Below are 13,435 nucleotides of genomic sequence, written 5' to 3'. Positions count from 1 at the left end.
TGGACGATGACAGACATACTGATCGTCCCCGCCCGGACAGACCGTAAGGAACCAGAGGAACGCGTGGACCTCATCACCCCGCCCGCGGACGACGACGCGGCCCGCCGCGCCGACGCGTACGCGGCGGTGCCGCTGTTGAACTGCCTGCTGCGCGAAGTGGCGCGGCCCGTACCGGGACCGGGGGCGCGCCCGACGTACCGCCTGCCCGGCACGGACCGCCTGCTGCGGGTGCGCGGCACCCGGCGCCCCGCCGAACCCGAGGTCCACGCGGCGGGCGCCTGGCACCGCGTCGGCCACACGGAGCTGGTGAAACTCGTCGCCGAGGAACTGCGCCGGCACACCGGTCTGTCCAACCACGAACTGCCCGCCGAGATGCTCGACAGCCGGGAGGCGGTGGCCGCACTGCTCGCCGCCCGCGCCCGGGCCACCCCGCCCGACGACCCGTATCTCCGCTCCGAGCAGGCCCTCGTCACCGGCCACACCCACCACCCCGCCCCCAAGGCGCGGGGCGGCGGCCCGGCGGCGGCCTGGCTGCCGTACGCGCCCGAGGCGCACGCCCGCTTCCCGCTGACGCTGCTGGGGCTGCGCGAGGACACGGTGGTGCAGGAGGGCGACACCGCGGCCCTCGACGTCCTGGGCACCGCACCGCCCGGCTACCGTCTGCTGCCCGCGCACCCCTGGCAGCTGGACCTCGCGGCCCGGGACCTCGCCCCCGCCTTCGCCGACGGCCGCCTGGTCCGGCTGGGCACGACCGCCTTCCCGGTGTGGCCCACGGCGGCGGTCCGCACCGTGTACGCGCCCGAGCACGACCTGTTCCTGAAGTTCAGCCTGGATGTGCGCATCACCAACGACATCCGCCGGCTGTGGCGCCACGACCTGCTGAGGCTCCGCGCGACCGACACGGCCGTACGCGACGCCTTCGCCGGGTCCGACGCGGTCTGGCAGAGCGACCGGGGGCACCGCACGGCGGACTTCGCCTACGAGCAACTGGCCGTGGTCGTACGCGACGGCCTGCGCGGCCACCTCCCACCCGGCGCGACCCCGTACCTGGCCGCCGCCCTGGTCGAGGGCTTCGACGGCAACCCGCTGGCCACCGCCGCCGCGCCGGCCGCCTGGTGGGAGGCGTACCTGTCGGCGGTGGTCCCCCCGGCCCTGACGGCCTTCGCGGAGCACGGCGTCGTCCTGGAGGCCCACCTGCAGAACACGCTGATCGCGGTGAACCCCGACGGCCTGCCCGTCCGGGCCCTCTACCGGGACGCGGAGGGCGTGAAACTCCTGCCCGCGGTGACGAGGGAGGCCGGCTGGCAGCGCCTGGTCTACTGCCTGGTCGTCAACCACCTCATGGAGATCGCCGCCGCCCTCGCCGAGCACCACCCCGGCCTCGATCCCTGGCCCGCTCTCCGCCGCGAACTGGCCCGGCACGACCTCCCCGAGATCCCCGCCCTCCTCACCGCCCCCACCCTCCCGGCCAAGACCAACCTCCTCCTGCGCTGGACCGCGGCGGACGGCGCGGACGCCCGCTACCGTCCGCTGCCCAGTCCGCTGGCCGACGGGTGAGTCAGCTCCGCTCCGCCTGCGGCGCACCCTCCGCGCCGTCGCGGGCCAGGGCCCCGGGCCACCACGCCCGGGGCCCGATGTCGATCACCAGCGCGGGGACCAGCAGCGAGCGGACCACGAGCGTGTCGAGCAGCACGCCGAACGCCACGATGAAGGCGATCTGCACCAGGAAGGCCAGGGGGATGACCATCAGCGCGGCGAACGTCGCGGCGAGCACCACACCGGCCGAGGTGATCACTCCGCCGGTCGTGGTCAGCCCGCGCAGCACGCCCCGCCGGGTGCCGTGCACGAGTGCCTCCTCCCGTACCCGGGACATCAGGAAGATGTTGTAGTCGACGCCGAGGGCGACCAGGAACACGAACCCGTACAGCGGGACCGACGCGTCCGTGCCGCCGAATCCGAGAAGGTGCTCGAAGACGAGTGTCGAGACGCCGAGGGTCGCCAGGAAGTTGAGTGCGACGGTCGCGACCAGCAGCACGGGCACGAGCAGGGAGCGCAGCAGCAGGACGAGGATCAGCAGGATGACGGCGAGCACGACCGGGACGATCAGGGTGCGGTCGTGGGCGGCGGTCTGCTGGGTGTCGTACTGCTGTGCCGTGTAGCCGCCGACCAGCGCGTCGGCTCCGGAGACCGCGTGCACGTTCTCGCGCAGCCGCTCGACGGTCTCCTTCGCGGCGTCGCTGTCCGCCGCGTCCTCGAGGGTGGCGTCGATGCGGACGCGCCCGTCGACGACCAGCGGCTCACCGGTCCCCGGCCGTCCCGAGGCGGAGACGGCGCCGGCCGAGTCCACGCCCTCCGTCTTCCTCGCCGCGGCCGTCACCTCGGCGCCGCGATCGGCGTCGGCGATGATGACGGCCGGGTTCCCGGACCCGCCGGGGAAGTGCTCGCCGAGCGTCTCCTGGGCGGCGACCGAGGGCGCGTCGTTCACGAAGATCTCGTCGAGCGGCACCCCCTTGGCGGACAGGGAGGGAGCGAAGGCCGCGAAGACGGCGAGGACCAGCGCGGTCAGCAGCCACACCCGGCGCGGCCGGCGGTCCACGGTCGCGGCGACCCGGCGCCACACGCCGTGCCCCTCCACGGACGCGTCCGACGCCTTCGGCCGGGCGGGCCAGTACGCGGCCCGGCCCAGCAGGGCCAGCACGGCCGGCAGGAAGGTGAGCGTGGAGAGCACCGCGCACACGATGCCGATGGCGCCGACCGGTCCGAGGGCGCGGTTGTTCGTGAGGTCACTGGCGAGCAGGGCCAGCAGCGCGAGCGCCACGGTGGCCGCGCTCGCCGTGATGGCGCCGAAGGACCTGCGCACGGCCGCCGACGCGGCCGCGTACCGGTCGCCGCGTTCGGCGAGTTCCTCGCGGAAACGGGCCGCGAGGAGCAGGGCGTAGTCGGTGGCCGCGCCGATCACGAGGATCGAGAGGATGCCCTGCACCTGGCCGTCGACCCGCACCACGTCCCGGTCCGCCAGCGCGTAGACGACGGCACAGGCGAGTCCCAGGGCGAAGACGGAACCGAGGATGATCAGGAACGGCAGCAGGACGCTCCGGTAGACCAGCAGCAGGATCAGCAGCACGGCGCCGAGCGCCACGCCCAGCAGCAGTCCGTCGATGCCCGCGAACGCGTCCGACAGATCGGCCTGGGTCGCGGCCGGGCCGGCGATCCGCGCCGTGGCTCCGGACACGCCGTCCGCCGCCCGGCGCACCTCGTCCAGCACCTCGGGCAGCTCGTCGCCCAGGTCGGGCTCGAGCTGGACGACGGCCTGCATGGCCTCCCGGTCCTCGGAGACCAGTGCCGGAGAGGGCCGGCCGACGACACCGGCGCTGCCGGCGAGGGCGCCGACCGCGTCCGAGGCGGCGGCCTGCTGGACCTCGGTGACGCGTCCGCCGTCCGCCGTCCAGACCACGACGGCCGGCATGGTCTCGGACTGGTCGAACGCCTCGCGGGCATCGAGGACCTGGGTGGACTCGGCGCTCTGCGGGAGGAAGACGGCCTGGTCGTTGGTGGCCACCTCGCCCAGCTTGCCCGCGTACGGCCCGAGTGTTCCGCCCACACCCAGCCAGACGATCAGCAGGGCGAGCGGGACGAGCCACCGGGCCCGGCTCGGTGCGTTCTTCATGTGGATCCCCATGAGCCGAAGAAGTAAGTCGATGATTAAGTATCTTAATTATCGAGTGATCTTATACTGGCCGACATGAGCGGTTCCGGTACCCCCTCGCCCCTTCCTCAGGCGGACGACCCGACAGGGCTGCAGTCCTTCGCCGTCCAGCTGCGCCGGATGAACAACGAGTTCAACCGCATCGCCCAGGAGTTCGCGCACGCGCAGGGCCTGCACCCCACCGACATGCAGGCCCTGATCGCGATCCTGGACGCCGACGCCGACGCCGACGCCGACGCCGACGCGCCGGACGAGCCCATGACACCCGGCCGCCTGCGCAAGCAGCTCAACCTCACGTCCGGAGCGGTGACCGCGTGCCTCGACCGCCTGGAGCGGGCGGGCCACATCCGGCGCGTCCGGGCGGCCGACGACCGCCGTGTGGTGCACCTGGAGTACGCGGAGCGGGCCAGGGGCCTGGCCAGGGAGTACTTCCGGCCACTGGCGCACGGCACCGACACGGCGCGCGGCCGCTTCACCCCGGAGGAACTGACGGTGATCGTGCGGTTCCTCACGGAGATGAACCGTGAACTCGTCCTCCTGCGACAGCACGCGAGCTGACGGAAGGCCGCGGGTAGGGTTCGGGACATGCTGACCGAGGTCACCGCCACCCGCTATGTCACACCGCTGCGTCAGGGTGGCTCCGTGCCCGGAGTCTTCGAGGCCGATGATCTGGGGACGTACGTCGTCAAGTTCACCGGGTCCGCGCAGGGGCGCAAGGCGCTGGTCGCCGAGGTGGTCGTGGGGGAGCTGGCGCGGGCTCTGGGGCTGCGCTTCCCGGAGCTGGTGCTGGTGCACTTCGACCCGGCGGTCGCGGACGGCGAGCCGCACCAGGAGGTGCGGGAGCTGCACGCGGCCAGCGCCGGGGTGAACCTCGGCATGGACTACCTGTCCGGTGCGAAGGACTTCACCCCCGAGATCGCCCAGGCCTTCCCCGTCGATCCGCTGGAGGCCGGGCGGGTCGTCTGGCTCGACGCCCTCACCGTGAACGTGGACCGCACCGTCCACAGTTCCAACCTGGTGGTGTGGCCGACCCTGGGCGTCGCGCCCCCGCGGCTGTGGCTCATCGACCACGGGGCCGCGCTCGTCTTCCACCACCGCTGGGAGGGCTCCGACCCCGGCAAGGCGTACGACTTCCGCCACCACGCCCTCGGCCACTACGGACCCGACGTACGTGCCGCCGACGCCGAGCTCGCGCCGAAGGTGACCGAGGAACTGCTGCGGTCCGTCACCGCGGAGGTCCCCGACGACTGGCTGGCCGACGACCCCCACTTCGCCACGCCCGACGAGGTCCGCGAGGCGTATGTGACGTACCTGCACGCGCGCGTGCGGGCGTCCGGGACGTGGCTGCCCACCGACTTCCCCGGCCGGGACGAGCTCGCCGAGGAGAACGCCCGGCGGGCGGCGAGGACGCGGCGGGGACGCCCCGACTGGCTGAAGCGGGTTCCCGACCTGCACGGCAAACCGGCGGCGGCCCAGGACTGGTCGGTGCACCTGGGCCGCTCGGAGACGTAGGGCTCAGCCCTTGAGCTGCTCGTACGCCGGCAGGGTGAGGAAGTCGGCGTAGTCCTCGTCGAGGGAGACCTTCAGCAGCAGGTCGTGCGCCTGCTGCCAGGTGCCGCCCGCGAACGCCTCCTCACCGGTCTCCGCGCGGATGTTCGCCAGTTCCTCGGCCGCGACCCTGCGGACCAGCTCGGCGGTGACCCGCTCGCCGTTGTCGAGGACGACGCCCGCGTTGATCCACTGCCAGATCTGGGAGCGGGAGATCTCGGCGGTGGCGGCGTCCTCCATCAGGTCGAAGATGGCCACCGCGCCGAGCCCGTTCAGCCACGCCTCGATGTAGCGGATGCCGACCTGGACCGCGTTGACCAGACCCGCGTACGTCGGCCTGGCGTCCAGGGAGTCGATGGCGATGAGGTCCTCCGCCTTGACGTTCACGTCCTCGCGCAGGCGGTCCTTCTGGTTCGGCTTGTCGCCGAGCACCCGGTCGAAGGACTCCATGGCGATCGGGACCAGGTCGGGGTGGGCGACCCAGGAGCCGTCGAAACCGTCGTTCGCCTCACGGTCCTTGTCGGCACGCACCTTCTCGAACGCCACCTTGTTCACCTCCGCGTCCCGGCGGGACGGAATGAACGCCGCCATGCCGCCGATCGCGTGCGCGCCGCGCCTGTGGCAGGTACGGACGAGGAGTTCGGTGTACGCGCGCATGAACGGGGCGGTCATCGTCACCGCGTTGCGGTCCGGGAGGACGAACCTGGCCCCGCCGTCACGGAAGTTCTTGACGATGGAGAAGAGGTAGTCCCAGCGGCCGGCGTTCAGGCCGGAGGCGTGGTCGCGCAGTTCGTAGAGGATCTCCTCCATCTCGTACGCGGCCGTGATCGTCTCGATCAGGACGGTGGCGCGGACCGTGCCCTGCTCCACACCCAGGTACTCCTGCGCGAAGACGAACACCTCGTTCCACAGCCGGGCCTCCAGGTGGGACTCCGTCTTGGGGAGGTAGAAGTACGGTCCCTTGCCGAGCTCGATCAGCCGCTTGGCGTTGTGGAAGAAGTACAGGCCGAAGTCGACGAGCGCGCCGGGCACCGGGGTGCCGTCGGCGTCGGTGAGGTGCCGTTCGTTCAGATGCCACCCGCGCGGGCGCATGACGACCGTCGCCAGCTCCGCGTCCGGGCGCAGGGCGTACGACTTGCCCGACCTCGGGTCGGTGAAGTCGATGTTCCGGGTGTAGGCGTCGATCAGGCTGAGCTGGCCGGTGACCACGTTCTCCCAGGTGGGCGCGGAGGCGTCCTCGAAGTCCGCGAGCCAGACCCTCGCGCCCGAGTTGAGGGCGTTGACGGTCATCCTGCGGTCGGTGGGACCGGTGATCTCGACCCGGCGGTCGTTCAGGGCCTCGGGGGCCGGGGCCACCCGCCAGGAGTCGTCCGCGCGGATCGCGGCCGTCTCCGGCAGGAAGTCGAGCGTCGACGTACGGGCGATCGCGTCGCGGCGCTCCGCGCGGCGGGCGAGCAGCTCGTCACGCCGGGGCGTGAACCGCCGGTGCAGCTCGGCCACGAAGGCGAGCGCCGCCTCGGTGAGGACCTCCTCCTGCCGGGGCAGGGGCTCGGCGTCGACGACGGCCAGCGGGGACGGCGCTGGTGCGGACATCGGCTGTCACTTCCTTCGGCGTGCGGGGCACCGGGTGCCCGTCGACCCGGGTACGGCGGTGGACGCCCGTACGGAAGCCGGGCGCTTCTGAGCAGTGGATAGTAGTTTCCTCATGGTGGAAGTTCAATGTTCTGTTGATGTCGAGATCCTCCGGGCCGGGGAAGGCGGCGCTCGTGCCTCCCCCACCGTTCACCCGCCGCCGACCCGGCTCATTCAAGGTGCGTCAGATCCGCCTCGGTGTCGATGTCGTACGCCTCGGCCACGTCGCCGCACTCGACGAGCGTGAGCTGTTCCGTGTGTTCCTCCAGGTAGGCGCGTGCCCCTCGGTCGCCGGTCGCGGTCGCGGCGATCCCGGCCCAGTGCGCGGCGCCGAACAGCACCGGGTGGCCGCGCACGCCGTCGTACGCGGCCGAGGCGAGCGACTCGGGGGAGTCGTGGGCGCCGAGCACCCGGGCCACCGCCTCCGGTCCGATCCCGGGCTGGTCGACCAGCGAGACCAGCGCGGCCCGCGCGCCCGTACCGGCCAGCGAGTCGAGACCGGCCCGCAGGGAGGTGCCCATGCCCCGCTCCCACGCGGGGTTGTCGACGAGGACGCAGTCCGGCAGGAGGGCGCGGGCGCGCACCTCGTCCGCCCGTGCGCCGAGCACCACGTGCACCCGCGCGCAGCCGCCCGCGTGGAGCACCCCCACCGCGTGCTCCACCAGCGGCCGTCCCCGGTGCGTGAGCAGCGCCTTGGGCCGCCCGCCGAGCCGCCGCCCGCCGCCCGCGGCCAGCAGGAGTCCCGCGACCTCCGTGGCGGCGTCCCCGCCCCTGTGATGTGTCGTCATGGGTCCTGCATACCGCACCCGTCGCGGGGTATCGGGAGGGCGCGAGGTGGATGCCCGGGGCCACCATGTCACGCTGCGGAGCAACTCGATGACGCAGCGGACTGGCGCGAGGGGGCCGGGGTGGCGTTTACTGGCGCGACCGGCCGGCGGGGCGCCGCGGCCGGTCGGGGAGGCGCACAACGACGTGCCAGGGGGAGGACTGTGTTGCGCAGCGTGGAGCAAAGGCGTGTGCCCGGCAGTCAGGTGGACCCACGGGTGACGGAGCTGCGCTCCGCCGTGTCCCGGTTACGCCGTCAACTCGCCGCCCATCCCGGGGACTTCCGGGACCGGAGCATCGCGGAGGAGGAACTCGCCGCGCTGGCGGGGGCGGCCGTCGCCGGCGACCCCGAGATCCCCCGGCTGCGCCGCTCCCTGCTGCTGATCGCGGGCGCGATCGGCTCGGTGAGCGCGCTGGGGCAGGGCGTGCGCGAACTGCGCGAGGCGGTGGACCTGTTCGGCCCGTCGCCACGCGGCTGACGCACGCCCTGATCAGGTGGTGGGGGTGGTGCCCTGCGTGGTGAGCGCCTCGGAGAGCTCCGCCGCGACCTGCTGGAGCACCGGCACGATCTTCTCCGTGGCCGACTCCGTGACCCGCCCCGCCGGGCCCGAGATGGAGATCGCCGCCGCCGTGGGGGAGTCCGGCACCGGCACGGCGAGGCAACGGACGCCGATCTCCTGCTCGTTGTCGTCCATCGCGTAGCCGAGGCGGCGTACGTCCTCCAGTGCCGCGAGGAAGCCGTCCGGTGTGGTGATGGTCCTGTCCGTCGCGGCGGGCATGCCGGTACGGCCGAGCAGGGCCCGTACCTCCTCCGGCGGGAAACCGGCCAGCAGGGCCTTGCCGACGCCCGTGGAGTGCGGCAGGACGCGCCGGCCGACCTCGGTGAACATCCGCATGGAGTGCTTCGAGGGCACCTGTGCCACGTACACGATCTCGTCCCCGTCGAGCAGCGCCATGTTCGCCGTCTCGCCGGTCTCCTCCACCAGGCGGGCCAGATGCGGCCGTGCCCAGGTGCCCAGCAGCCGGGAGGCGGACTCGCCGAGCCGGATCAGCCGCGGGCCGAGGGCGTAACGGCGGTTGGGCTGCTGGCGTACGTAGCCGCAGGCGACCAGCGTGCGCATCAGGCGGTGGATGGTCGGCAGGGGCAGCCCGCTGCTCGCGGACAGCTCGCTCAGGCCGACCTCGCCGCCCGCGTCCGCCATCCGTTCGAGCAGATCGAAGGCGCGCTCGAGGGACTGCACGCCGCCACTGGCGGCGGACCGGGCGGAGTCGGTGGTGCTGGCGCTGGACGTCGGCACGGCGCGTTCCTTTCGAGGCCTGGCAGGAAGGGCAGAAGCCTACCCGGCAGCCGGTCGACCGCCCGCTTGTGCATAGCCACGTTCTGCTTGCCGAAAGCATAATTCCGCTTTGTGGAATCGTCCAGAGGTGTTCGTCGGCCCGGACCGTACGGGAAGAGGCCCCTTGACGGGCCGGGAGCGCGGGTGAAGACTCCTTCAACAGAACGTTGAATCCATCCCGGCGGAAGGTCAGGAGGATCCGGGTGTCCGACGCCGAACCGATGCTGCGCTCCACGCGCGTCATCACTCCCGGGGGAACGCGCGCCGCGTCCGTCACGGTCGCCGACGGCACGATCACGGCCGTCCTGCCGTACGACGCACCCGTCCCCGAAGGCGCCCGCCTGGAGGACCTCGGCGACGACGTCCTGCTGCCCGGCCTGGTCGACACCCACGTGCACGTCAACGACCCCGGCCGCACCGAGTGGGAGGGCTTCTGGACCGCCACCCGCGCGGCGGCGGCCGGCGGCATCACCACGTTGATCGACATGCCGCTCAACTCCCTCCCGCCCACCACCACCGTCGACCACCTGCGCGCCAAGCGGCGGGCCGCCGCCGGCAGGGCCCACATCGACGTCGGCTTCTGGGGCGGTGCCCTGCCCGGCAACGTCAAGGACCTGCGCCCGCTGCACGAGGCCGGCGTCTTCGGCTTCAAGGCCTTCCTCTCACCGTCCGGCGTCGACGAGTTCCCGCACCTCGATCAGGAGCGACTGGCCCGTTCCCTGGCCGAGATCGCCGCCTTCGACGGGCTGCTGGTCGTGCACGCCGAGGACCCCCACCACCTCGCCGCGGCCCCGCAGCACGGCGGCCCGAGGTACGCCGACTTCCTCGCCTCCCGCCCTCGCGACGCCGAGGACACCGCCGTCGCACACCTCGTCGAGCAGGCGAAACGCCGGCGCGCGCGAGTGCACGTGCTGCACCTCTCCTCCAGCGGCGCCCTGCCCCTGATCGCGGCGGCCAAGGCGGACGGCGTACGCCTCACCGTCGAGACCTGCCCCCACTACCTCACCCTCACCGCGGAGGAGGTCCCGGACGGCGCCAGCGAGTTCAAGTGCTGCCCGCCCATCCGCGAGGCCGCCAACCAGGACCTGCTCTGGCAGGCCCTGGCGGACGGCACCATCGACTGCGTCGTCACCGACCACTCACCGTCCACCGCCGACCTCAAGACGGACGACTTCTCGACCGCCTGGGGCGGCATCTCCGGCCTCCAGCTCAGCCTGCCGGCCGTCTGGACCGAGGCCCGCGGCCGCGGCCACGGCCTGGAGGACGTCGTGCGCTGGATGTCGACGCGCACGGCCCGGCTGGCCGGCCTCGACACGCGCAAGGGCGCCATCGCGCCCGGCCACGACGCCGACTTCGCCGTCCTCGCCCCCGACGAGACCTTCACCGTCGACCCGGCGGCGCTCCAGCACCGCAACCGCGTGACGGCGTACGCGGGCAGGACCCTGTACGGCGTCGTGAAGTCCACCTGGCTGCGCGGCCGACGCATCGTCGCCGACGGCGTGTTCACCGAACCGAAGGGCCGACTGCTCACCCGCTCCCACTGACACCGATTTCCGAGAGGCAGGACCGGATCACCGTGACGGCGATCGAGAGCTTCACCGGCGACGCGCCCCCCTACGGCGGCGGTGACCCGTACGCGGACTACCGCACCGCCGACTTCCCCTTCACCCACCTCGCCGACCTCGCCGACCGCCGGCTCGGTGCGGGGGTCATCGCCGCCGACGACGAGTTCTTCGCCCAGCGCGAGAACCTGCTGCTGCCCGGACGCGCCGAGTTCGACCCCGAGCGCTTCGGGCACAAGGGCAAGATCATGGACGGCTGGGAGACCCGGCGCCGGCGCGGCACCCGTGCCGACCACCCGTGGCCGGCGGCCGAGGACCACGACTGGGCGCTGATCCGGCTCGGCGCGCCCGGAGTCGTCCGCGGGATCGTCGTGGACACCGCCCACTTCCGCGGCAACCACCCACAGGCCGTGTCCGTCGAGGGCACGTCGGTGGCGGGCTCCCCGTCGCCCGAGGAACTGCTCTCGGACGACGTGAAGTGGACGACGCTGGTCCCGCGCACCCCGGTGGGCGGCCACGCGGCCAACGGCTTCGCCGTCGCGGTCGAACAGCGCTTCACCCACCTGCGCCTCAAGCAGCACCCCGACGGCGGCATCGCCCGGCTGCGCGTGTACGGCGAGGTCGTGCCCGATCCGGCGTGGCTGGCGGCGCTCGGCACCTTCGACGTCGTCGCGCTGGAGAACGGCGGCCGGGTCGAGGACGCCTCGGACCGCTTCTACTCACCGGCCACCAACACCATCCGGTCCGGCCGCTCCCACAGGATGGACGACGGCTGGGAGACCCGGCGCCGCCGCGACCGGGGCCACGACTGGATCCGCTACCGCCTGGTGGCCAGGGCGCGGATCCGCGCCCTGGAGATCGACACGGCGTACCTGAAGGGCAACAGCGCGGGCTGGGCGTCGGTCTCGGTGAAGGACGGCGACGACGCCGACTGGCGGGAGATCCTTCCCCGCACCCGCCTCCAGCCCGACACCGACCACCGCTTCGTCCTCCCGGAACCGGCGGTCGGCACGCACGCGCGCGTGGACGTCTTCCCCGACGGCGGTATCTCCCGGCTGCGCCTGTTCGGCTCCCTGACCGAGCAGGGAGCGACCGCCCTGGCGGTCCGCCACCGGGAACTGGGCGGCTGACCCGCCGAGAACGCGCGGGGGCGCACCAGCCGTTGCAGTGCCGGTGCGCCCCCGCGCGGGATGTACGACGGGTGTCACGTGCCGTGCCACGGCGGGTGTCACGTGCCGTGCCCTGCTACCCCACGTCGGGTGTCACGCCGCGTGTCCGCCGTCCACCGAGAACTCCGCGCCGGTGATGTACGTGGCCCCCGCCAGGTGGGCGATCGTGTTCGCCACCTCCTCCGCCTCGCCGAAGCGCCCCAGCGCGGTCATCGTCGCCTGGCCGGACGCGTAGGGGCCGTCCGCCGGGTTCATCCCGGTGTCGATCGGGCCCGGGTGCACGATGTTCGCCGTGATCCCACGCTCGCCCAACTCCCGTGCCAGAGCCTTGGTCAGACCCACCAGCGCCGACTTGCTCATCGCGTAGAGCGTGCCGCCGGGACCGGGCACACGCTGGGTCATGCAGGTACCGATGGTGATGATCCGGCCCCCGTCCGTCATATGGGCGACGGCCGCCCGGGAAGCCAGAAAGGCACCCCGCACATTCACCGCGAGCACCCGGTCGACGTCGGCGAGGGACAGCGTCTCCACCGGGCCGAGCACGCCGAGGCCCGCGTTGTTCACCAGGATGTCGAGCCGGCCCAGCTCCCGCGCGGCGGCCGTCACCGCCCCGGCGGCGTCCTCGGGGTCACCGGCGTCCGCACGCAGGGCCACCGCGCGGCGCCCCAGCGCCTCCACGGCCCGTACGACGTCCTCGGCCGCCTCCTTGCCGTTCACATACGTCACTGCCACGTCCGCGCCCTCCCGCGCGAGCCGCAGCGCCGTCGCCGCGCCGATCCCACGGCTGCCGCCGGTGATCAGGGCCACCTTGCCGAGCAGGGCCTTCTCAAGCTTCTTCACAGATGTGTGGGTTGTCATGTGTCCATCCCAGCGCCCCCGTCCCCGGCACGCTGGCGGCGAACGGACGTCGACCTGGCGTACGACCGATGAGTTGCGGGCACCGCCGGGGTCTGAGCTGATGACGTCACATCCGCCCGCTCACCGAAAGACAGGAACCCGTCATGGGCAAGCTCGTAGTCACCACCTTCGTCACCCTCGACGGCGTCTACCAGGCCCCCGGCGGCCCCCAGGAGGACACCAGGGACGGCTTCGAACAGGGAGGCTGGAGCGTCCCCTACGGCGACGAGGACTTCGGCCGGTTCGTCAACGGGGTCTTCTCCCGCGTGGGCGCCTTCCTCCTCGGCCGTCGTACGTACGACATCTTCGCCTCGTACTGGCCGAGGATGACCGACCCCGCCGACCCGGTCGCCGGCAAACTGAACGCGCTGCCGAAGTACGTCGCCTCCGCCGGCCTCACCGACCCCGAATGGGCCGGCACCACGGTGATCCGCGGCGATCTCGCCAAGGAGGTCACCGCCCTCAAGGAGCGCACCGACGGCGAGCTCCAGCTGCACGGCAGCGGTGCCCTCGCCCGGTCCCTGTTCGCGCTCGACCTCGTGGACACCCTGCACCTGCTGACCTTCCCGGTCGTCCTCGGCGCCGGGCGCCGCCTGTTCCCGGAGGGCTCGATGCCGAGCGCCTTCCGGCACACCGGCGGAGAGATCACCGCCGCCGGCGTGTCCATCCAGACCTACGACTTCTCCGGCCGCCCCGAGTACGGCACGTACGAGCTCCCGGAGAACGCCTGACACCGGCCCGCACGGCGGACGCCGGCGG

12 protein-coding genes are annotated in these 13,435 nt (G+C 72.8%); 7 read left to right on the top strand and 5 right to left on the bottom strand.

The genetic code is table 11. The features are described 5' to 3' along the window. Nucleotides 1–6 precede the first annotated feature (6 nt). The gene (locus ACH4VX_RS33005) at nt 7–1,557 is read left to right on the top strand and encodes an IucA/IucC family protein (RefSeq protein ID WP_398372700.1); all 1,551 of its coding nucleotides are present in this window, start codon (nt 7–9) and stop codon (nt 1,555–1,557) included. 1 nt (nt 1,558) lies between these two features. On the opposite strand, the gene ACH4VX_RS33000 is transcribed toward ACH4VX_RS33005, so the two are convergent. Then, nucleotides 1,559–3,667, bottom strand: a complete 2,109-nt coding sequence (locus tag ACH4VX_RS33000) for an MMPL family transporter (RefSeq protein WP_398372698.1) — start codon at nt 3,665–3,667, stop codon at nt 1,559–1,561. Nucleotides 3,668–3,742: 75 nt separating this feature from the next. On the opposite strand from ACH4VX_RS33000, the gene ACH4VX_RS32995 reads away from it, so the two are divergent. Continuing rightward, nucleotides 3,743–4,264: a MarR family transcriptional regulator gene (locus ACH4VX_RS32995; protein ID WP_398372696.1), complete on the top strand. Its 522-nt coding sequence runs from the start codon at nt 3,743–3,745 to the stop codon at nt 4,262–4,264. 27 nt (nt 4,265–4,291) lie between these two features. Continuing rightward, complete coding sequence (locus tag ACH4VX_RS32990) at nt 4,292–5,218, top strand: HipA family kinase (protein WP_398372694.1); 927 nt, start codon at nt 4,292–4,294, stop codon at nt 5,216–5,218. Nucleotides 5,219–5,221: 3 nt separating this feature from the next. Here ACH4VX_RS32990 and aceB read toward each other — a convergent pair whose 3' ends face one another. Both aceB and ACH4VX_RS32980 read right to left on the bottom strand, forming a co-directional pair. Further along, nucleotides 5,222–6,847: a malate synthase A gene (aceB, locus tag ACH4VX_RS32985; protein ID WP_398372693.1), complete on the bottom strand. Its 1,626-nt coding sequence runs from the start codon at nt 6,845–6,847 to the stop codon at nt 5,222–5,224. 209 nt (nt 6,848–7,056) lie between these two features. Next, on the bottom strand, nt 7,057–7,674 hold the full coding sequence (locus ACH4VX_RS32980; protein ID WP_398372691.1) for an NTP transferase domain-containing protein: 618 nt from the start codon (nt 7,672–7,674) through the stop codon (nt 7,057–7,059). 201 nt (nt 7,675–7,875) lie between these two features. Between ACH4VX_RS32980 and ACH4VX_RS32975 the strand changes: the two genes are divergently transcribed. Further along, nucleotides 7,876–8,190 carry a DUF5955 family protein gene (locus ACH4VX_RS32975; RefSeq protein ID WP_398372689.1) on the top strand — a complete coding sequence of 105 codons (315 nt, stop codon included), beginning with the start codon at nt 7,876–7,878 and terminating at the stop codon, nt 8,188–8,190. A 12-nt stretch (nt 8,191–8,202) separates the two neighbouring features. On the opposite strand, the gene allR is transcribed toward ACH4VX_RS32975, so the two are convergent. Then, nucleotides 8,203–9,009: an allantoin degradation transcriptional regulator AllR gene (gene allR / locus ACH4VX_RS32970; RefSeq protein ID WP_398372687.1), complete on the bottom strand. Its 807-nt coding sequence runs from the start codon at nt 9,007–9,009 to the stop codon at nt 8,203–8,205. Between the two features lie 242 nt (nt 9,010–9,251). Here allR and allB point away from each other — a divergent pair, with 242 nt between their 5' ends. Together allB and alc are read left to right on the top strand one after the other, a co-directional pair. Next, the gene (gene allB, locus ACH4VX_RS32965; protein ID WP_398372686.1) at nt 9,252–10,592 is read left to right on the top strand and encodes an allantoinase AllB; all 1,341 of its coding nucleotides are present in this window, start codon (nt 9,252–9,254) and stop codon (nt 10,590–10,592) included. Between the two features lie 32 nt (nt 10,593–10,624). Next, complete coding sequence (gene alc / locus ACH4VX_RS32960; RefSeq protein ID WP_398372685.1) at nt 10,625–11,740, top strand: allantoicase; 1,116 nt, start codon at nt 10,625–10,627, stop codon at nt 11,738–11,740. 132 nt (nt 11,741–11,872) lie between these two features. Here alc and ACH4VX_RS32955 read toward each other — a convergent pair whose 3' ends face one another. Beyond that, a complete protein-coding gene (locus ACH4VX_RS32955; protein WP_398372683.1) occupies nt 11,873–12,637 on the bottom strand; it encodes an SDR family NAD(P)-dependent oxidoreductase in 765 nt (254 codons plus the stop codon). 143 nt (nt 12,638–12,780) lie between these two features. On the opposite strand from ACH4VX_RS32955, the gene ACH4VX_RS32950 reads away from it, so the two are divergent. Further along, nucleotides 12,781–13,407: a dihydrofolate reductase family protein gene (locus tag ACH4VX_RS32950; RefSeq protein ID WP_398372681.1), complete on the top strand. Its 627-nt coding sequence runs from the start codon at nt 12,781–12,783 to the stop codon at nt 13,405–13,407. Nucleotides 13,408–13,435 lie beyond the last annotated feature (28 nt).

The organism is Streptomyces sp. NPDC020731, assembly GCF_044334705.1.
Classification (GTDB): Bacteria; Actinomycetota; Actinomycetes; order Streptomycetales; family Streptomycetaceae; genus Streptomyces.
This window is presented reverse-complemented; position numbering and strand designations above follow the sequence as displayed.

Bases quoted from the DNA above. Each gene is read 5' to 3' on its own strand.
- ACH4VX_RS33005 (WP_398372700.1), top strand. From the start codon at position 7: ATGACAGACATACTGATCGTCCCCGCCCGGACAGACCGTAAGGAACCA.
- ACH4VX_RS33000 (WP_398372698.1), bottom strand. From the start codon at position 3,667: ATGAAGAACGCACCGAGCCGGGCCCGGTGGCTCGTCCCGCTCGCCCTG.
- ACH4VX_RS32995 (WP_398372696.1), top strand. From the start codon at position 3,743: ATGAGCGGTTCCGGTACCCCCTCGCCCCTTCCTCAGGCGGACGACCCG.
- ACH4VX_RS32990 (WP_398372694.1), top strand. From the start codon at position 4,292: ATGCTGACCGAGGTCACCGCCACCCGCTATGTCACACCGCTGCGTCAG.
- aceB (WP_398372693.1), bottom strand. From the start codon at position 6,847: ATGTCCGCACCAGCGCCGTCCCCGCTGGCCGTCGTCGACGCCGAGCCC.
- ACH4VX_RS32980 (WP_398372691.1), bottom strand. From the start codon at position 7,674: ATGACGACACATCACAGGGGCGGGGACGCCGCCACGGAGGTCGCGGGA.
- ACH4VX_RS32955 (WP_398372683.1), bottom strand. From the start codon at position 12,637: ATGACAACCCACACATCTGTGAAGAAGCTTGAGAAGGCCCTGCTCGGC.
- ACH4VX_RS32950 (WP_398372681.1), top strand. From the start codon at position 12,781: ATGGGCAAGCTCGTAGTCACCACCTTCGTCACCCTCGACGGCGTCTAC.